Genomic DNA, 19,999 nt, shown 5'->3' on the forward strand with positions numbered 1-19,999 from the left:
GGGGTGGGTGTCAGAAAACTGACGTTGGATTCACCAAGGCAGGACTTTGCATTTTAGGCGACTTAGGCGGACGAAACACCCCGAAAAGCTGCATTTTGCGGGTGTCGCCCCCCAATTCGTCTCGAAACAGCACGTTTCCGCTTCTCGCTGATGCTGAAAACACTGTTTTTCGGCCTTTCAACCACATGGTTCATTCAGATAGGCTCGGCGAATCGGATTCCCCAGATCCAGTCGGTCCCCGTCCAATTGGACGGGCCATCCGATTGACCCGATGGTCCGCCTCCCTATTTGATACGAGCGTCAAGGATGATGCGTTTGAATTTCTCGGTGTTTTGCCGTCCGTTCTCCACACGTGCAGCGTTCCTCGCAGTTTTGATGGGCGTTGCTGGCTTCGTGGTCACAGCGCCCCCCCCAGCGATGGGACAAGGCCGAGCTGCCGCACCCGCTCAGCCACCGCAAAACGCGGCACAAGGACAGCCCAACGCGGCTCCTTTCCCACCGCTCAGCGCCGCGGAACAACAACGCCTCGATCAAATCCTGGCCGCTTGGGAACAACAAAGCAAAGGCACCAAGACACTTGAGTGTGACTTCAAACGTTGGCACTTTGATCTGTTTGCCGCACCCGCTGGCATTTACGCGAACAAAGCGGAAGGCGTCATCAAATACGCCAACCCAGACAAAGGATTGTTCCAAGTCAAAGCGGTCGTCAGCTACGACGGCAAAGACGAGAACGGGAAGCCCAAGTACTCGGCCAAACAAGGTCTGCACGGCGAACACTGGGTTTGCACCGGCACCGAACTGAAAGAGTTCGATCATGCCACCAAGCAGTGCAAGATCCAACAGTTGCCGCCTCACATGCAGGGGCAACACATCATCGAAAGCCCACTGCCGTTTGTGTTCAACGCGGACGCCAAACAAATCAAGCAACGGTACTGGGTCCAACCGATGCAGTCACCGAAACCGGAATTGATCCTGATCGCGGCGTACCCGAAACACCAAGCCGATCGCGCTCAATACAAAGTCGTTCAGATCGCTTTGGATGCGAAAACGTTTTTGCCACAAGCCTTGATCATGTACGCTCCCAACTTCAACCAAAAGACGCAACCGAAGTGGGACCACTACGAGTTCACCAACGTCAAACGCAACTCGATCAAAGCCAGCTTCGGAATGTTCTTGCAGAACTTCATTGATCAAGAACCACCGTCGGACTGGAAAGTCTTCCGGGACAACTACAACGGGCCACCTCAAATGGCCGAAGGCGAAAACGAAGCTCGCCGTCAGTAGAGCCGAGCAAGTTCGTTTGCATCGTTCAGTTCAGGTAGCGAAACTCGTCAAGAGTTTCGATTTGCTTGACGAAATCCCGAAAGTCTTGACGACTTTCGCTACTAAGGAACGCGTGAACAACAAGTGACGTAGCGGAAGGGCGCGAGCCCTCCGGTGACACACGGCGTTCCTTCGCGACCGCCGTGCTCACCGAATTCTGGCGAATCCGGCTACGAATTGTTGCTAAGCGATCGGCCAATCTTGATTGGCCGCTGACAGCTCATCGTGCCATCGCTGGACCTCGTTGGCTTCTCGGCACGGACGTCCGTTGCCAAACGAATCCACGTAGCGACACGCCGCGTGTTGCCTCCGCGCTTGGTCGTATTGCTTCACCCAAGCCTGCCGCTCCGGCAATCTTCCCGGCTCGATCGGCCACACGCCCGGACGCGGCTTCAGGTGTTCGCTCATCCCAACTCGCCATGGCTTCGGCGACACTCGAGCGCGGAAGCAATTTTGGTTGAAGCACATCCGCACATAAACCGGATCGGCTTTGATCCGATCAAAGAAGTCCAGTGCTTCCGCCCCTCGTGGATCAAACGTGGCGTGGGTGACCAACACCCGAAAACCCATGGGTGTTTCGTAGAGGCGTAACTTCCACTGGGGATGCGATTTCGCAAAGGCGGCGATGCGTTTGCGTGCCATCGTGTGAGGCGTGCCGCTGATCCGGCGGCGAACCGTTTCGATCAGGCTGCCAAAGATCGCTGCCGACAACATCGACAAGAACAGCACCAAAAAAATGGGGTTGGTGATGTCCAATTGAAAAGCCACGACGGACAGCGCCACCACGCTGACGACGTACGCGACCACGTAGGTCATGCAGCCGCTCGATTCTGGCACATCCACATCGGCAAACAAAACATCGGGCGTGTTCAAACACAACGCGCCGTAAGCGTTGCGAGTCAGGACGGCGTCACCGCGGCGATCGATGATCTCCTCGCGAATCGGCAATCCGTCGGCACCGTTGTAGGCCACCTTGGGCTCGGTGAACGGCAACATCTCGCCGCGTTTGATTTCGGCGATGGCATCCGCAACTCGCTGATTCGCGTGCTGCTGTGCCTCTTCCACGCTGACATCCGACCAACCGAACCGCTTCACCAACCGCTTGGTTTTTGCCCCCTCAATGCGATCACTCGCTTCCGCCCAATGCTCCGGAACAATCATCGATCAGTTGAGCACCGGCAATTGAGAATCGGGCTGTCCCGCCGATGACTTCGGCGGCTGTTGATCCGGATCGCGATACTGGCTCTCTTGGTAATGTTTGCCGTACGTTCCAAAGTCGTTGAACGCGTACTTCTTTGCCCAACGATAAACGAAGCTTCGTTCAGGAATCTCATCACCCGGTTGATACTGACTGCGTCGTGGTTCGACGTTGCGAAGTTCCTCCATCACCTTGCCGCGAGCCGTCGTGTCACGGGCCCCGTGCTTGTCAGCCAATTCAAGCAACAGATCAGGGCGTTCCATGATCACACACCCGCGAGTGTTCTGGGCCGTCAATTCGCGGAAGTCACGCAGGAAGCCCGACTCGTTGAACGTTTCTTTCAGCGGTTTGCTGTCGTGAATCGATTCGGTTGCGAGCTGGATCACGGGACACGGTTCGATGTCGCCCCAAGGTCCCACGTGATGCGTGAACCCAGTGACCGCCGGACACAACGCGTTGCCCGCGTCGTCGTGGTAAGCATCGATGACGATGATCGGTTTGGTCGCTCGCGTGTCGACAACGAACTGACGCACACGACGTTGCTCTTCGCTGGACAGTGCCAGCTGCGGATTGGGTTCGGGACCGACCGGTCGGTAGATGTGGAACCAGGTGTACATCACTCCCATCTCGATCAATCGATCGACCCATTTGTCGCGGACCAGATCGTCGATGTTGGATTTACAAACGCTGGTGCAAACACCGACCAACAACTTGTTCCGAACAGCGGCTTCAATGCCGGCGATGGTTTGATTCAAAACCCCATCGCGGCCCCGCCGAGTGTCGCTGATGATCTCCGATCCTTCGACGCTGATCAGCGGCGTGACGTTGCCACACTTACGAAGACGCGCCGCGACTTCGTCGGTGATGAAGTGACCATTGGTGAAGACCTGGAAATAGACATCCGGATGAGCTTCAAACAAATCCAGAAGTTCTTTGTGCATGAAGGGCTCTCCACCCAAGATGCCGAAGAAGCTGTTGCCCATCGCCTTGGCTTGTTCGATCGTTCGATTGGCAGCATCCAATTCAATCTTGTGCTGCTTCGCCCCGACATCGACCCAGCAGCCCTGGCAACGCAAATTGCAACTGTTGATCACCGACAAATACAAAAACGGCGGGAAGAACTCGCCGCGTTTGAGTCGTTGTTTGTGCTTGTGAACACTTCTCAACCCTTTCACGCCAAGTGCCCAGACGGCTTTGGCGAGCAACCGTTTGTCGGTTTCTATCGCGAATCGTTTGGCCATTCGGAGGTACATCGGTATCTCAATCAATTGGGGCGTTGAATCTTCGGTGCCTTTCAGGCGACCAAATTCGTTGTCAAAAGTCCAGGCGTTTTGCGCGAGTCCCACTCGCAACTCGGCGATTTCAGCTAGTGGTCTGTCAGAACTTGTTTTTAGCGTAGTGGACGAGGCCACGAGTCCTGAACTGGCGTAAACACCAAGGACTCGTGGCCTCGTCCACTACGATCACCCCTAACTTTTAGCTGTGACAGACCACTAGGTGTGTCGGTGCCGTCTCATCTTAATGGCGAAGCAATCCTGGCTCACGCCGCCGACGCGAAACCAGTCCTCCAGTGGGTCCTGAGTGGGAAAATGAGCCCTTTTTGCGGCGTCCATTGCCGGTGCAGGAATTCACGTTGACTCGATTTTGGTCGACTCATTCGAGTATACTGCAAGAATCGATTTCACGAAGAAGCGGCGTCTGCCGAGGCAACGATCCGCCTCATCGACCGCCAGCGGCGACCATCTCGCCTCTCTTGCCAGCCCCCTTTCCTCCTTTGAGGCTCCCCCCTTGAACCAGCATCGACCCAAACCTGAAACCGCTCCCACCAATCGTCGAACGGTTTTGAAAGCGGCCGCCGGCGCCGTGGCCATGACGCCCTACTTCGCCTGGTCACCTCGTTCGTTGGCCGACGAAATCGCCGACGACAAGATCAACATCGGCCTCATCGGTGCCGGCGGCATGGGGCGTGGCAACCTGAACTCCGCCAAACAATGGCTGAACTTGGTCGCCATCGCGGACGCTGATTCCAGCCGCGCTCAACAAGCCAACGACCAATTCAGTGGTGGCAAAGCCGCCATGCACTCGGATTACCGAAAGGTGCTGGAACGGGATGACATCAAAGTCGTTCACATCGCGACCCCAGATCACTGGCACACCAAACCCTTGATCGAAGCCCTCTACGCCGGCAAAGACGTCTACTGCGAAAAACCGCTGACGTTGACGATCGACGAAGGCAAATTGATTCGCAAGGTGCAGAAAGAGACGGGGCGAATCGTTCAAGTCGGCACGCAACAGCGCAGCACGTTCGATAAGTTCACAAAAGCCATGGCGATCGTGAACGAAGGACGCCTCGGCAAAATTCATCGCGTGCAAGCCGCCATCGGTGGAGCTCCCACCAGCGGAGCGTTGCCAGTCGCGGCGCCACCCGAAGCGTTGGATTGGGATCTCTGGCTTGGCCCAGCACCCAAGGTCGACTACCGTCGCTCAGAAAACGGCAAGCAATCCAACGGTCACTACGAATTCCGTTGGTGGTACGAATACTCCGGCGGCAAACTGACCGACTGGGGCGCTCACCACGTCGACATCTGCAACTGGGCGTTGAAGCTGAACGGTCAAACCGAAGGCCCCGTGTCGATCGGTGGAACCTCCGAGCACCCCGTCGAATACAAAGACGGCAAGCCGGCTCAAATCGATCGCTACAACACCGCGACTGCGTTTCAATTCAAGGTCGCCTACCCTGGCGGCACCGAAATGATCATTCGCAATGACACTCGCAACGGCGTGTTGATCGAAGGCGAAAAGGGTCGCATCTTTGTCAGTCGTGGCAACTTGTCCGGCAAACCGGTCGAAGACTTGGCCGACAACCCGCTGCCCGAAGACGCCATCTCCAAGGTCTACAAAGGCCTGCCGATCGAGCACAACGAACGTCGTGCCCATTGGTTCAACTTCTTGCACTGCCATCGCGAAGGACTCGAGCCCATCTCCGACGTGCACACGCACATGGAAATGCTCAACGTCTGTCACCTGGCCGGCATCTCGGCTCGCTTGGACCGCGAACTGAAATGGGACAACGCGACCGAGCAAATCGTGGGCGACGAACAAGCCAACTCCATGCTGGCTCGCCCGTACCGCGAAGGTTACGAAATCGAAATGGGCTAACAGCCTGTCAAGGGTTGGCCGCGATGGAATCCAGGTAGTCGCATAGTACCCGAACGTTCTTCACGAACGTGGCCGAATGAATGACGCCTTCTTTCGGCGTCACTTTGCGGCCTTCGGGATCGCGCACGAAACCCGGTTCCCGCCAACCTCCATCGACATCCTGAGCCGCCAAGATTTCGGCGATTCGAATCGCGGGAATCGAGGCGGCTTTTTTGGGTTTGCCCTCACGGATTCTTTGGCAGCGACGCTCCAACGAATCCAAGCGAGAAGCCCCAACAAACGCGTAGTGATCCGGCATCTCGGAATCATCGTTGGTCAGCTCGTAGTCCGAATTGAAATACAACGGCAGGTTGGTCTTCAACTCGGAATACCGTGGCAATTTGCCATCGGGTCGCAAACAGGTTTTCAAGTACGCGATGGCAGGTTCGATCGGTTTCAAGAACCTGGCGTCCTGGGTGGCTTCATACAAATCCATCAAGACTTCGATCGCAGTCTGTGATTCAGCCCCGGCAATCGCTGGCGGTTCAAACTTGCGGTCCCAAACCGGGTGCATCTGTCGGTCATATTGCTGAGCCCACGCGGGTTGCGGTTCAGGCATCTGCGCACGCAGCAAGAACTCGCCGCCCCGGATCGCGTTGTCTCGAAAGTGATCGTCACCGGTGACTCGCCAGGCCAACAACATCGTGCGAATCATGTTCTGCGTGATGTTGTCGTTGAGCATGTAACATCCCTCGTAATCTTTGGTCCACGTTCGCGACCAATCGTCGGGATAACTCGCCTGCAAGATCGGGTAGTGCGAAACGCTTGGCGACTGGCTTGGCAGGCGGTCGTAGTGATGACTCCAAGCACCAATGGGATACTGCGACAAACGAGTGGAATCCAAGGCAACATCGATCGCCCGAGCCAAAGTAGGCGAGGCGGACTGGTTGGTTTCCCGCATGGTTTCCTGAAGATGCAACAGGAACGACAGCGCCGCTGAGGTCGTGTCGTCATCGAGCACGGTTCGGTTGTGCTTCCATTTTCTGGCTCGCCAGATCTCCCACCCGCCTGGTTCTGGCGTGTGAGCCATCTTTCCAGCATCGGCCCGGACACCGGTTCGATAAGGAATCTGGGCGCGTTGCTCGGCACTGTAATCGATGGAGTACCCCCATCCGCCCGAAGCCAGTTGACCGTCGAACAGTGCATTGGCGACCTCGAAGGCAGCGAGCAGATGCACCGAGTCTCCGGTTTGAACAAACGACCGCAGGAAGGCATCTCCAACCGCCGGTGTGCCAGGTGGTTGGACCCAGACACGGTCTTGGTCGCAGGGACCTTCCCCGTGACTCAGTTTTCCATCCACGCTGCTGACCCACGCGTACCCACCATGATCGGCAACGGTGGTCGACATGTACTTGGTCGCTCGGGCGAGTGAGGCTGCCACCCTTTCATGCGAAGGAGTTTCCTCGGCCACACAGCTCCGCGTCCCAAGATTTCCCAAGCCCAACCAGCCCAGGGCAACCACGACACAAACCAACGATTGACGACAGACGCATCGCATGGGGGAGTCCTTGAACGAGAGCTCAGGCAGGTGGGGTGAGAGAGTGCCCATTCTACCGGAGGCTGCCTGGCCCCGCTTTGTCAGCCAAACGTCCGTTTTGCGAGGCAAATGCAAGCCACCGGAGCCCGTGTTCTGGGCGGAACTGCACCGCCCGCTATATCCGCCGTTGGTTCAGACGTTTATCCTACGACCATGAGCGAATTCCTCCTCTATTACCGACGCCCTGACCCGACGACGTGGGTGTACTTGTCGTCGTTTTTGACGATTGGACTGTTCTTCGTCTTCCGTCGGTTCTGGAGCATCCGCAACCTCGACATCGTGCTGTTGATCTTGCTGGCTCCTGGATTGTTGATGGTCAACGAAGGCTACCGCCGGCAAACACGCCTGGCTCGATTGGCTTCGGCAGAAATCAGTGCCGCCGCCAGCTCCATTCCGGTGGAAGCGGAAGGCGAGGACGCTGCGCCCACCGAATTGTCACCGGACAACGAAGCCGTCCCCCAAGCACCGGCCGAACCCGAATCGCCGCCGGCACTGCGTGAACTGACCTCGGAAGAATTGACAACGCTGCAGGGATCCGATGCCTACCAGCGGGCTGCGCAATTGCAGCGGACCGGTTTCATCACGTTGTTTTGCATCCAGTTCCTGGTGCTGGTGCGAATGTTGCTGGATCCCTTGATGGTGCGACGACCGCTCCTGGATCCCAATCTCACGACCGGCGGATTGAACTTTCTGGGAATCTCGCTGTTCATCTTCATGATGGCCAATGTCGTTGCCAGCACCCCCGAGATCCAACAGGAACAAGGTCCCAAATTGGGGCCCGGGTACGCGCTGATCAATATGTTGCCAGCCATTCCCACGCGGCCGATCAGCGAAGCGATCGCCGGTGCGGAGCCGCCCACGATGGCCGAGTTAACCGCCGCCGAACAACGCCGAACCATGGTCGCCAAGATCATTGCCATCTTGGCCCAGTCCGCTGTTTTGATCGGAATCTTATTGATCGGAAACCGACACTTCGGGAACCTCCGCGCCGGTGCCGGGTGTGCGACGCTGTATCTGCTGATGCCCTACACCGCTCAGATGACCGGCCGAGTCGATCACGTGGTCCCCGCAGCCCTGATTCTCTGGGCGGTGCTGATGTATCGCAAACCTCTGATCGCGGGACTGTTCATTGGTGCCGCGGCAGGGTTGTTGTACTACCCGCTGTTCCTGTTGCCACTGTGGTGCAGTTTCTATTGGCAACGTGGTGTCGGGCGATTCGCGGGCGCCGTGTTGGTCGCGTTGACGGTGCTGATGGCGTTGCTTGCATTCGCCGGTGGAGAACCCTTCCTGACACATGTCCAGCGGATGTTTGGGGTGCTCAATCCCAACAAAGGCCCCAATGAACTGACCGGGATTTGGGAACTCGGTTGGAACCCGATTTGGCGTTTGCCAGTGATCGTCGGCTACGTGATCTTGAGCTTCTTTTTCGCGGTTTGGCCCGGACAAAAGAACCTCGGCATTTTGATCAGTTGCTCCGCCGCCCTGATGGTCGCGGCTCAGTTCTGGCACGGCTACGGCGGTGGACTTTACATGGCTTGGTTCTTGCCGCTGCTGTTGCTGACCATTTTTCGACCCAACCTTCAAGACCGCGTGGCGACGAAAGTCATTGATGGACGTTCCCGTCCTTCACGCCGGTCCTCCACCGCTTTGGATGCAGCCTGATACGGATGTCCGATTACGCTTCCCAGATCGAGACCATCGATCACGATTTGAAGGACCTTGAAGCTTCCGACTCACGGTTTGCCATTTGGCGAATGGTGTTCTTCGTCGGTTTGGTTTTGGGCATTGGTTTTTCACTTGCGACCCAACACGTGATCTGGATCGGTGTGGCCGCTGGCTCTTTGATCGCATTTCTCGTGACCGTCGTTCGCAACGAAACCGTTCGTGAACGAATGGAAATGCTTCGCAACCACTCGCGAACCTTGCATCGATTACAAGCTCGTCAAAATCGCGATTGGAACTCACTGGCCCGAGACAGTGTCGGCATCCGTGCATCGGAGATCCAACTCACGCCCGAGCAACAAGCCCTGGCGGGTGACCTGGACTTGGTCGGTGACGCGTCGCTGTTCCAGTTGACCTCCATGGCCGCCACCACGCCGGGCGTTCGCACGCTGGCCAATTGGTTGTGCAGTCCCGTCGACCCGCCGCTGGCGAAAGATCGACACGCCTCGGTCAAACATCTGGCAGACCAACCTGAAAACCGATTGCGGTTTTATGTGCTCGCCCGCGACATCGGCGGCAGCACCGGTGACCCGGTGTCGTTCGTCGAGTGGGCGAAGGAACCCAATTGGTTGCCACCGCATCGATGGTTGATCCCCTGGGGCAACTTCACTGCGGTTGTTGCCATCGCAATCTTTGTTGGCATGATCTTGGGTGCGATCACGGACCAAGGCGATTGGGTCCGAATGGGGATGTACGGGCTGATCGGGATCGCGGTGCTGAACCTCGCCATCGGCTCGTTCTTGCTGGGCCCTGTCGCGGCAATCTTTCAAATCGCGATGGCATCCCGGCGCAGCGTCAACGACTACGCCGAACTGTTCGACGCGGCGAGTTGGTTGCCGGAATCACCCCCGGATCCCGCCGGACCGACCGCTCACATTCGCCGGACGTTGCTCAGTGACGACGAGCATTCCCAATCGGCTTCTCAGGGCATGCGTGAGTTGGCCCAGATCGCTCGCATGGGCGGCCTGAAGCAAGCCGCGTCCACGTTCCTGCTGTATCTGCCACTGCAAGCGTTCTGGTTGTGGGACGTGCGCGTGTTGCGTCGATTGGAAGGTTGGAAGTCGCGTTACGCCAGTCAGATCCCCGAGTGGTTTGATGCGCTCGGCGAACTCGAAGCCTTGATGTCGATCGCTGCACTGCAACACGATTCTCCGGACTGGTCTTCCCCGGAATGGCTCGAAGGTGAATCCACCATCACGCTGCAAGGACTGGGACACCCGCTGTTGCCCGAAGAGGCCCGCGTCACCAACGACGTCACGATTGGCCCGACCGGAACCTTGTTGCTCGTCACCGGCAGCAACATGTCCGGCAAGAGCACGATGCTGCGGAGCGCCGGCCTGAACGTGGCCCTCGCCATGGCCGGCGGACCAGTCTGTTGTCGACACATGAGTTTGCCGCCCCTGGAAATGGGAACCAGCATCCGAGTCAGCGATGACCTCAGCCAAGGCGTCTCTTACTACATGGCGGAACTGAATCGCCTGTCTGCTGTGGTCACGCACGCTCGCAAGCTGGCTGAGCAACGCGCTAGCAACTCGACGAAGCGAATTCAGTTCTTCTTGCTCGATGAGATCTTGCAGGGAACCAACAGCCGCGAACGTCAGATCGCAGTCGCTCGCGTGTTGCGGTTCTTGGTCGACGCGGGTGCGATCGGAGCCATCACGACGCACGACTTGGAACTCGCCGATGATCCCGAACTGATGAAGCTCGCCCACACCGTTCACTTCCGCGAAACGATCACGCCGGACGCCAGCGGTGATGAACGGATGACGTTCGATTACAAGATGCGCGATGGCGTGTCCCCCACCACCAACGCCCTGCGACTGCTCGAGATCGTCGGCTTGGGCGAGAAGTGACCTGACGACCACTCGTTGGCCAACGGCCTTTTTCAACTCTTCGTGTCAGATTGATCATGGCCGTTGGCCAAACCGATGGGTGACGTCTCTTCCTTCTACAACAACAACCTCTCCCGAAACGAAGTTTGGGGAGAGGTCGAGCGACGCCGTTCAGGCGTACGCGAGGGTGAGGGCCGGGCATGAGAAGCGGTGTGCAATGCCCTCCCATCGAACAGCACGCTTGATTTCGAGTTATGATCGAGCCCCCACCAGGCTCCCTCAACACTCCCCACCTTCCGAGTGATCGATCATGCAACGACGACACTTTCTCGCCGCCACCGCAGCGGCCAGCCTCGCAACACCCGCTCTCGCCCAAGCGAACTCAGACACACTGAAAGCGGTCGCGATCGGCCACACGGGCCGCGGCGACTTTGGCCATGGACTCGACAGCATCTGGCAACGCTTGCCGGAAACCCAATTGGTTGCCATCGCGGATGCCAATCCGGACGGGCTGAAGAAAGCCCAAAAACGATTGAACGTTGAGCGTGGCTTCGCGGACTATCGCGAAATGCTCGATGAGATTCGTCCCGACATCGTGGCTGTTTGCCCCCGCCATGCCGACCAACATCACGACATGGCGCTGGCGGCGATCCAGTCCGGTGCCCGTGGTGTTTACCTCGAGAAGCCATTTGTCCCCACCCCCGCAGAAGCTGACTCACTGATCGCGGCCTGCCAGCAACACAATGCAAAGATCGCGATTGCTCATCGGAACCGATACCATCCGACGTTGCCAATTGTTCGTGAGTTGATCGAGGCCGGTGAAATCGGTCGTCTTCTCGAAATTCGCGGTCGAGGCAAAAGCGATCATCGCGGTGGTGTCGAAGACCTGTGGGTGTTGGGAACCCATGTTTTGAACCTGACGCATTTCTTGGCCGGCGACCCGGTCTCATGCTCCGCATCCCTGATGCAAGACGGCCGCTTGGTCGAACCATCTGACGTCCGGGAAGGTCGCGAGGGCTTGGGTCTGATGGCTGGCAACGCCGTGCATGCTCGCTATCAGATGAACAACGGCATCGTCGCGACGTTTGATTCCATTGCCAGCGATGGCACTGAAAACGCTGGCTTTGGCTTGCGATTGATTGGAAGCAAGGGCACGATTGCGATTCACATCGACAAGAGTCCGCTGGCGTATCTGCTGCCCGGCAATCCCTTTCGAACACCCACCGAACCAGGTGCCTGGATCCCAATCACCGCCGCGGGAATCGGCCAACCCGAACCACGAGAGGATCTGCGGCAAATGGTCGAACACCATGGCTTCCCCGCTCGCGATTTAGTTGCCGCGATTCGGGAAGATCGCGAACCGCTCTGCAATGCGAGTCAGGGACGAACGACCGTCGAGATGGTTTGTGCTGCTCTCGAATCGCACCGTCAAAACGGCGCCGTGGTACAGCTGCCATTGAAGCACCGCGACAACCCGCTTTCGCGGTTTTGAAAAGCTATTCCGGAATCACCTCCCGGTTGCTTTCGTAGCGGAAGGGCGCGAGCCCTCCGGTATCGTGGCACCGGGCGGCTTGCGCCGCTCCGCTAAAAAAGAAGGCTCTTTCGGGGCAGTTTCTAAGTCAAACGCTGGTCGGTGGTGACATCCACAGCACGGTCGCGTCGCCGGATTGCAATTGCACTGGGCCGCACGCGGCCGGCAGCAACACGCTCTCGCCGGTGGCCAGTTTGGTGGTGGTGTTTTCGCCGGACAGAACCGCCTCCCCCGAGATCACCGTGACCAAGTGACAACGGTCATCACCGCCGATCGTTTGATCGGTGTCGTGCACCCGTCGCAGAACGAACTTGTCGCACTCGACCAACGTTTCGGATCCACTCTGAATCGGTTTGCGAATCGGGTCGACGGGCCCACGTTCGTAGTCGGAAACCTCCAATGACGATTCGATGTGCAGCGGTCTGGATTTGCCCGAAGCATCCACACGGTTCCAATCAAACAACCGAAATGTCGTGTTGCTGGATTGTTGAATCTCCGCGACGACCAACCCGCCGCCCAAAGCGTGCACGGTTCCCGCGGGAATGAAGACGCAGTCACCCGCCTCAGGATGATACGCGTGCAGCGCACGATCGGTCTCACCGGCCAACATCATCTCTCGCAAGGATTCGCGATCGACGCCTGCTTTCAATCCTGAATAGATCACGCTGTCAGGTTCGCTGTGCAGGATCACCCAAGCCTCGGTCTTGCCCAGATCCGGCGGCTGCATCGTGGCACCGTAGGCATCGTCCGGGTGAACCTGCACCGACAACACACGGTTGCAGTCCAGGAACTTCAGAAGCAACGGAAAGGTCTTTGCATCGGGGTTGGCTTCCACCCAGTCCTTGCCCATCAACCACGGGCGACGGTTGGCAAACAGTTCCCCCAAGGATTGACCGGCCAGTTCGCCATCGGTGACGACGCTTTGGTCCTCCCCGTGATCGACGATCTCCCAGCTCTCGGCGTAGTCGTCCGCGTCACCGATCGGCTTGTGAAGCATCTCGCCCAATCGGCGTCCGCCCCAAATGGTTTGCTTCAGCAGAGGACGAAATCGCAGCGGTGTGGATGTCATAGAAGTGTCCGGATTTCCAGTGAAGTGAGTTTCGAGCGTGACAATGGCTCAAGTCTTAACGCCTACACCGAGCTTACCGCTCGCGTGTGATTTTCAGTTCTTTATCATCGGTTGAGGCGATCCGATCTGCGACATGCGATCATCACTGCCGATCGCAGAAAAACTCAAAATCATCACTGCAGCTCATCTCGGATGCGTTGCAAAACATCAGAGGATCAGCATCTCCAGTGGCACGCGGGACACCGTACACGTTGCTCGAATATGATCCGACAAGCATGTACGAGATGTTGGACTCGTTCAACGCGGTGACGACCTTCGCGACTGCTTCATTGCCGTCTGATACTGTCACGACGCATCCGCGACAGCAGAGTTTTGGGAAGTGTTTTGGCGATAGAAGCGTTTAGAGTCCCGATCACGCAGGACGCCACGCCGTCGTGCTATCTCAACATCAATCTCGCACATGCTCCATTCCGGGTGCAATCCACGAAGCAGGTCGCGCATCCGCGCAAGTTGCTCGGAATGCAATCGAGCACCGGCAGCAAGACGATCGTCAAGAGACATCTGCCTCGCTCGCTCGACTTTGTCCTGTCGAATGGCTTGTTGAAGTGGTTGTTGGTCCATGCTCCTATTGTCCCAGTTCCAAACCAGTTCTGCAACGAGCCAGGGATTGGGCAATAGGCAGAACAAATTGCGTGATAGTCGCCGCGTTCACTGAGACGATGTTTTGTGGCTCACTGTCTTCGGCAAGCGATACCACTCGAGCCCAATGAAAGTTGGATGTTTGACGACCAACCAATGCACCAACAAAAGATTGCATACGATCCAGCCCGCTGCCACCAAAAAAGTGATCCAGAAATCAGGTTCCGTCCAGTTCCCAATCCAAGCAATCGCTGCCAACACCAACCATGCGAGATAAAACGCCGTCCAGACAATGCGACGGCGGAGAACGCTCCAATGACGAGCCATCGAGACCCAAGATGGCAGTAGAACCACCCACCAACCCATGAACCCCACGCTCAGGCACACTGTCAAAACCACGAAGAACGCGAAACCAGGTCCCAAGAAACCGGTATTTGGTTCGAAAATCCATTTGTGTTGCAATCGATAAACCGTGACGTGGATCGCAACGGCGGCAGTCAACAACATCAGATCGATCAACGAAACCTTCGCCGGTGTGATTGGGTCACCGCTCACGCGATCGCGCAAGCGGATACGAAACAGCTTCCATCCGCCAACCAAAAACATGGTTGCTAGAAGCGAGATGGTCGTCCCAAACGAGACCCCAGAAATCACCGTCCAGTGATCCACCCAGCTCGACAAGCGTGTCGTGCGTCCCTGAAACCACAGATTCAACAAGTGCCCTGCGGTCAGGACCAAGAGAACTCCGTGGGACAAAGACCAGGCCTTTAAAAAGCTCGTCCAAATCCGACCAGAACAAAGAACACTTTGAATACTGGCCCAGGTGATGAACCAGGTGAAACCGGTCGTCATGAAACAGAGAGAAACGGTTTGCGGGACTTGATTCGGGACAACCGCTTGGACAATCGTCCCAATCGCAATCACCGCCCAGGCCAGCCACTGCAATCGCGTGATACGTTGGGTTGGTGCCATGCGGTCCTCGTGGTCTGGGACAGCTCATTGTTCGGGTAGCGGAATTCGTCAAGAGCCTTCGACTTGCTTGACGAAATCCCGAAAGTCTTGACGACTTTCGCTACGGTGATGAACCTGAAATTAAGCTGTCAAAGACCGCGTCGGTCTCAATTGCAAATCGAGTTGACTCTGAATACGAGATCACTCGTATTCGCGGACTTGGCGTGCGATCGCGGCAGCCAATGCGTCGCGAACGCTTTCGATCGTGATCCGGTCGAAGATCTGCTGGAAGAACCCACTGACGATCATGCGAGTGGCTTCCTTCTGAGTGAAGCCGCGGCAACGAGCGTAGAAGATTTGCTCTTCATCGACCTTGGCCGTTGTGCTGCCGTGGGTGCAACGCACGTCATCGGCTTCGATCTCCAGTCCAGGAATCGAATCGGCTCGCGAATGATGCGACAGAACCAAGTTGTCGTTGCGTTGGTAACCGTCGGTCTTCTGAGCGATCTTGTCGACCTTGATCATCCCACGCCACACCGTGCGGCTCTTGTCCTGCTGAGCGGACTTGTACAAGAAGTCGCTGTGGCAGTTCGGCGCCCGGTGGTACTGCTGGGTGTGATAAGCCAAGTGCTGGCGGCCTTCAGTGAACATCACGCCGTTGACTTGGCAATTGGCTCCCGCGCCCACCATGTCGACCGATTGGTTGACCTTGGACAACCCGGAACCCATCGCGGCGATGGTCCACTGGAGCTGCGAATCGCGATCGATCGTGGCTTGTTGGTGCGCGAAGTGATACGTCTTGTGGCCCCATTCTTGGACGTTGACGTATCGCAGATGCGAACCAGGTTTCTGAATCAACTCGACCGCACCCATGTGCAAACCGGCGGCTTCTGAATTGACGCTGTTGCACTCGTGCAGAACCGTCGCTTCGGCCCCGTCTTCCAACACGATCAATGTGTGAGCCGTGTCTGTTCCGCCGTCGCTCAACGTCGAACCGAGGTAAATCGGTTTTTCGATCACAACGCCGCGAGGCACATACAGGAACTGACCACCGGACCAGAACGCAGCGTGCAGTGCAGCGAACTTGTCGTAGTCAGGATCCACGACCGTGTAGAGGAAAGGGCGAACCTTGTCCGGTTGTTCACGACACAGACGTTCCAAGCTGCCGAAGATCACACCTTTGGCGGCGAGTTCTTCGTCGAGCGATTCGGAAATCACTTGGCTGTCGTAGGTTTCCAAAACTCCGCCGGGTTCCACCCCATCGCGAAGCTGGTGAACCGAGGGGACATCGCCTGCGGTCGCTTCGACGGGCGGAGCGAACTTTTTGATTTGGAACGTTCGAATGTCCGTGCGGATCCATTCTTCGCTACGACGAGCGGGCCAATCCATCGCATCGGCATGCGAGAAGGATTCCCGTCGCAGGTCGGTCAACCATTGCGGTTCATCTTTCCGCGATGCGAGAAAGGCTTCGAAGCCTGCGGCATCGAAAGTGAGGGTCGAGGTGGTGGTCATGAAGAAAAAATGAAAAGAGTGTTTTGCGGTAGCTGAAAAACGGAATGTCGCTCGGTGAAAACGCTCTTGATAGGGCACCGCCGAGCAACAGGTTGTGTGGTGTACAACAAATCGTCTTAGCGGAGCGGCGCAAGCCGCCCGGTGCGTCACCGGAGGGCTCGCGCCCTTCCGCTATCAATGCGCCGTTTTCAAGTGCGACCAAGTAAAGTCGCGAGCGGCGAGTGTTGGCGGGTCGGCGATGAATCAGCCGACACTGCCTTCCATTTGCAGTTGAATCAATCGGTTCATCTCAACGGCGTATTCCATCGGCAGCTCTTTCACGAGCGGCTCAATGAAGCCGTTGACGATCATGGTGCTGGCTTCCGATTCGGTCAGACCACGGCTGAGCAGATAGAACATTTGCTCTTCGCCAATTCGCGAAACGCTGGCTTCGTGACCGATTTGGACATCTTGCTCCGCAACTTCGATGTACGGGTACGTGTCGCTGCGGCTTTCGGGATCCAGGATCAACGCGTCACAGACAACGCTGTTCTTGCTGTTGTGAGCCCCGGGTTCGACGCGAACCAAACCGCGGTAGCTGCTGCGCCCGCCGTTCTTGCTGATCGATTTGCTGATGATTTGGCCCGTCGTGTTCGGAGCCGCATGCACCAACTTGGCACCTGCATCTTGGTGTTGACCGGCCGATGAGAAGGCGATCGAAAGGATCTCACCACGAGCACCGGGTTCCATCATGTGAACGGCGGGGTACTTCATCGTCAGCTTGCTGCCGAGGTTCCCGTCGACCCACTCCATCGTCGCGTCCTGGTACGCATAAGCGCGTTTGGTCACGAGGTTGTAGATGTTGTTGGCCCAGTTTTGGATCGTCGTGTAGCGACAACGAGCGTCCTTTTTGACAATCACTTCCACGACCGCGCTGTGCAACGATTCGGTGGTGTACATCGGAGCGGTGCAGCCCTCGACGTAGTGAATGCTGGCGCCTTCGTCGACGATGATCAGCGTTCGTTCGAACTGGCCCATGCTTTCCGCATTGATACGGAAGTACGCTTGCAAGGGGAATTCAATGTGCACGCCGGGCGGCACATAGATGAACGATCCACCGGACCAAACCGCGCTGTTCAGGGCAGCGAATTTGTTGTCCGTCGGCGGAATGATCTTGCCGAAGTACTCTCGCAACAACTCGGGGTGTTCGCGAACCGCAGCGTCGGTGTCGGTGAACAACACGCCTTGCTTGGCCAGGTCTTCTTGCAGCGAACCATAGACCACTTCGCTTTCGAACTGAGCCTTCACACCGGCCAAGAATTTCTTCTCGGCTTCCGGGATACCCAGCTTGTCAAACGTGTCTTTGATCTCTTGAGGAACATCGTCCCAAGACTTCTCGGACTGGCCGGTCGGTTTGAGATAGTAGTAGATGTCTTGGAAATCCAAATCGAGTGCCCCACCCCATTTGGGCATCGGGCGCGATTCAAACTCGGCCAGAGACTTCAAGCGGAATTCCCGCATCCAGTCTGGTTCGTTCTTGATGTCCGAAATTTGATTGACAACATCCGCGTTCAGGCCCTTTTGGGCCTTGAAGACACCGGTGGTTTCGGTGCGGAAGTTGTACTTATTGATTTCGCCGATTTGGTCGTTTTCAGTGACGTCGGTCGCCATGGTAAAAGCTCAGTGGGCGTGGTGTGGAATCTGTCTTGGTAGGAATCGTCGCGGGCAATCAGACCGCGGTTTCTTCGGCCAACATTTCTTGGTTGACGGCTTCGGCTTCGGGGTACGACTTGCGGATGCGGTCATAACCATGCTCGTGCAATTCCACGGCCAATTCTTTGCCGCCAGTTTCAACCAGGCGGCCACCGAGCATCACGTGCGTGTACTCCGGTGGGTTGTGCACCAACAACTTGTCGTGGTGCGTGATGATCAACAGTCCCATCTTTTCGCGACCAATGTCCGCGATCGATTCGCTGGCCAAACGCACCGCGTCGGCATCCAAGCCAGAGTCGGTTTCGTCGAGGACAGCGAACTTGGGTTGCAGCATGGCGAGTTGAAGGATCTCAGCTCGTTTCATTTCGCCGCCAGAAAAACCATCGTTGACATAGCGGCGGGCGAACTCGACATCCATTCGCAGGTGAGCCATTTTTTCCTTCAGTTCCTTGCGGAACTCTCGCATCGGAATCAGCTCTTCGCCTTCCTTGCGGTCTGGGTTGCGAACGTTGGTCGTCGCGTGACGAAGGAAGTCGGCCATCTTCACGCCGGGAATCGCCATCGGACGCTGGAACGCCATGAAGATGCCAGCCCGAGCACGCTCGTCAGGTGCCATCGCCAAGACATCTTCGCCGTCCAACGTGATGCTGCCGTCGGTCACCGTGTAACCGGGGTGACCCATGATCGCCAAACCCAGCGTGCTTTTGCCGCTGCCGTTGGGGCCCATCAAGGCGTGTGTCTCGCCGTGATTGATCGTCAGGTTCACGCCACGCAGAATCGGTTTGTCGCCGACGGAAACGTGCAGGTTTTCGATTTTCAGGATGTGATTCATGGCAAGAGAAGCCTTCAAGAGAAAAACAGTTGGTCGTATAGCGAGATCGGTGAGATACGTGCTCTCAACCCGATTCGGAATTGGAGGTTGGATTGGTGTCGCTGTCAGATTTGGTCGAGAACTGGCAACACGAGTCGCCATCCATCCGGCAGCTGCTCAGATGAACGTCTTCGCCCAAAGCTTCAGACAACATTTGTTCTTCGAGTCGGCACATCGACCGGTCGCCCGCCGCAGCGGTCAAACTCGGATACGGACATGCCTCGATGTCCAAAACAGGGAGGACACCGTCGGGTTGAGACGTCACCTCGATCAGGGAGGCCGAAATCTCCTTCGTTTGCAGCATCGACGTCAATCGCTGCATTCGTTCCTGGAACGAATCTTCGCCCCCGCCGATTTGCTGACAGGAACACGCCGCTTTGTTTTCGTCATGAACCGCCACACCATCGACATCGCCCTGCAATGCCGCGGCAAATTGACGCCCCAATCGAGAAGCGATCGCAGAAATCAATTTTTCGCGAGTGTCCTCATCGGAAATTGCAACGATCTCCGCCCACATGGCCTCAGCCAATTCGGTCGCATCTGCACCCGCCCGGCGGTAACCAGCGGGCGTCAACACGTAGTGGTACGTCGGCCGACCACGACCAGCGACGACTTTCTCTCGGGCGATCAACCCAACCTCGAGCAACCGTTCGACACGTTGTCGAACCGCCGTCGCGGTCACGCCCAATTGCTTCGTCAAATCACCAATCGCCTTCGGTTCACCACTGCGAAGACACAGCAACAACTCCCGATCCACGCTCCGAACCGCTGCCGCATTGACCGCCGTTTGCGCCCGCGATGTCACCACCGAAACAGGACGCTCGCCCGACGGGTCGGAAGTCGAATCAGAAGTGGAAGAAGACGTTGCCATACACCCAGTATTCCAATCCTTTGATTTTTGACAACCGTTGTTGTCAAAAATAG

14 protein-coding genes are annotated in these 19,999 nt (G+C 57.1%); 5 read left to right on the forward strand and 9 right to left on the reverse strand.

The annotated features are described in order from the left end of the window. Window positions 1–306 precede the first annotated feature (306 nt). Window positions 307–1,284 (forward strand): TIGR03009 domain-containing protein, encoded by a 978-nt coding sequence (locus tag UH5x_RS16680; RefSeq protein ID WP_482633074.1) that lies wholly within the window; start codon window positions 307–309, stop codon window positions 1,282–1,284. A 222-nt stretch (window positions 1,285–1,506) separates the two neighbouring features. Here UH5x_RS16680 and UH5x_RS16685 read toward each other — a convergent pair whose 3' ends face one another. Further along, window positions 1,507–2,484: a hypothetical protein gene (locus UH5x_RS16685; protein ID WP_047814699.1), complete on the reverse strand. Its 978-nt coding sequence runs from the start codon at window positions 2,482–2,484 to the stop codon at window positions 1,507–1,509. 3 nt (window positions 2,485–2,487) lie between these two features. After that, complete coding sequence (locus UH5x_RS16690) at window positions 2,488–3,762, reverse strand: radical SAM/SPASM domain-containing protein (RefSeq protein WP_047814763.1); 1,275 nt, start codon at window positions 3,760–3,762, stop codon at window positions 2,488–2,490. A gap of 547 nt (window positions 3,763–4,309) precedes the next feature. Here UH5x_RS16690 and UH5x_RS16695 point away from each other — a divergent pair. After that, window positions 4,310–5,680, forward strand: coding sequence for a Gfo/Idh/MocA family protein (locus UH5x_RS16695; protein WP_047814701.1), 1,371 nt, complete (start codon window positions 4,310–4,312; stop codon window positions 5,678–5,680). Between the two features lie 7 nt (window positions 5,681–5,687). On the opposite strand, the gene UH5x_RS16700 is transcribed toward UH5x_RS16695, so the two are convergent. Further along, the gene (locus UH5x_RS16700; protein ID WP_482633075.1) at window positions 5,688–7,100 is read right to left on the reverse strand and encodes a polysaccharide lyase; all 1,413 of its coding nucleotides are present in this window, start codon (window positions 7,098–7,100) and stop codon (window positions 5,688–5,690) included. 309 nt (window positions 7,101–7,409) lie between these two features. Here UH5x_RS16700 and UH5x_RS16705 point away from each other — a divergent pair, with 309 nt between their 5' ends. From UH5x_RS16705 to UH5x_RS16715, 3 genes are all read left to right on the forward strand, one after another. Continuing rightward, window positions 7,410–8,918: a hypothetical protein gene (locus tag UH5x_RS16705; RefSeq protein WP_047814702.1), complete on the forward strand. Its 1,509-nt coding sequence runs from the start codon at window positions 7,410–7,412 to the stop codon at window positions 8,916–8,918. 5 nt (window positions 8,919–8,923) lie between these two features. Then, a complete protein-coding gene (locus UH5x_RS16710) occupies window positions 8,924–10,831 on the forward strand; it encodes a MutS family DNA mismatch repair protein (protein ID WP_482633076.1) in 1,908 nt (635 codons plus the stop codon). Between the two features lie 289 nt (window positions 10,832–11,120). Next, window positions 11,121–12,302 (forward strand): Gfo/Idh/MocA family protein, encoded by a 1,182-nt coding sequence (locus UH5x_RS16715; RefSeq protein ID WP_047814704.1) that lies wholly within the window; start codon window positions 11,121–11,123, stop codon window positions 12,300–12,302. Window positions 12,303–12,429: 127 nt separating this feature from the next. On the opposite strand, the gene UH5x_RS16720 is transcribed toward UH5x_RS16715, so the two are convergent. The 6 genes from UH5x_RS16720 to UH5x_RS16745 form a co-directional block, all read right to left on the reverse strand. After that, complete coding sequence (locus UH5x_RS16720) at window positions 12,430–13,410, reverse strand: type I phosphomannose isomerase catalytic subunit (RefSeq protein WP_482633077.1); 981 nt, start codon at window positions 13,408–13,410, stop codon at window positions 12,430–12,432. Window positions 13,411–14,118: 708 nt separating this feature from the next. Further along, complete coding sequence (locus UH5x_RS16725) at window positions 14,119–15,021, reverse strand: hypothetical protein (RefSeq protein WP_482633078.1); 903 nt, start codon at window positions 15,019–15,021, stop codon at window positions 14,119–14,121. A 180-nt stretch (window positions 15,022–15,201) separates the two neighbouring features. Continuing rightward, the gene (gene sufD / locus UH5x_RS16730) at window positions 15,202–16,512 is read right to left on the reverse strand and encodes a Fe-S cluster assembly protein SufD (RefSeq protein WP_482633079.1); all 1,311 of its coding nucleotides are present in this window, start codon (window positions 16,510–16,512) and stop codon (window positions 15,202–15,204) included. A 243-nt stretch (window positions 16,513–16,755) separates the two neighbouring features. Beyond that, window positions 16,756–18,162 carry a Fe-S cluster assembly protein SufB gene (gene sufB, locus UH5x_RS16735; RefSeq protein ID WP_047814710.1) on the reverse strand — a complete coding sequence of 469 codons (1,407 nt, stop codon included), beginning with the start codon at window positions 18,160–18,162 and terminating at the stop codon, window positions 16,756–16,758. Window positions 18,163–18,220: 58 nt separating this feature from the next. After that, window positions 18,221–19,036, reverse strand: coding sequence for a Fe-S cluster assembly ATPase SufC (gene sufC / locus UH5x_RS16740; RefSeq protein WP_047814711.1), 816 nt, complete (start codon window positions 19,034–19,036; stop codon window positions 18,221–18,223). Window positions 19,037–19,100: 64 nt separating this feature from the next. Then, window positions 19,101–19,946, reverse strand: a complete 846-nt coding sequence (locus UH5x_RS16745; protein ID WP_047814712.1) for a helix-turn-helix transcriptional regulator — start codon at window positions 19,944–19,946, stop codon at window positions 19,101–19,103. Window positions 19,947–19,999 lie beyond the last annotated feature (53 nt).

The organism is Rhodopirellula sp. UH5 (genome assembly GCF_056839225.1).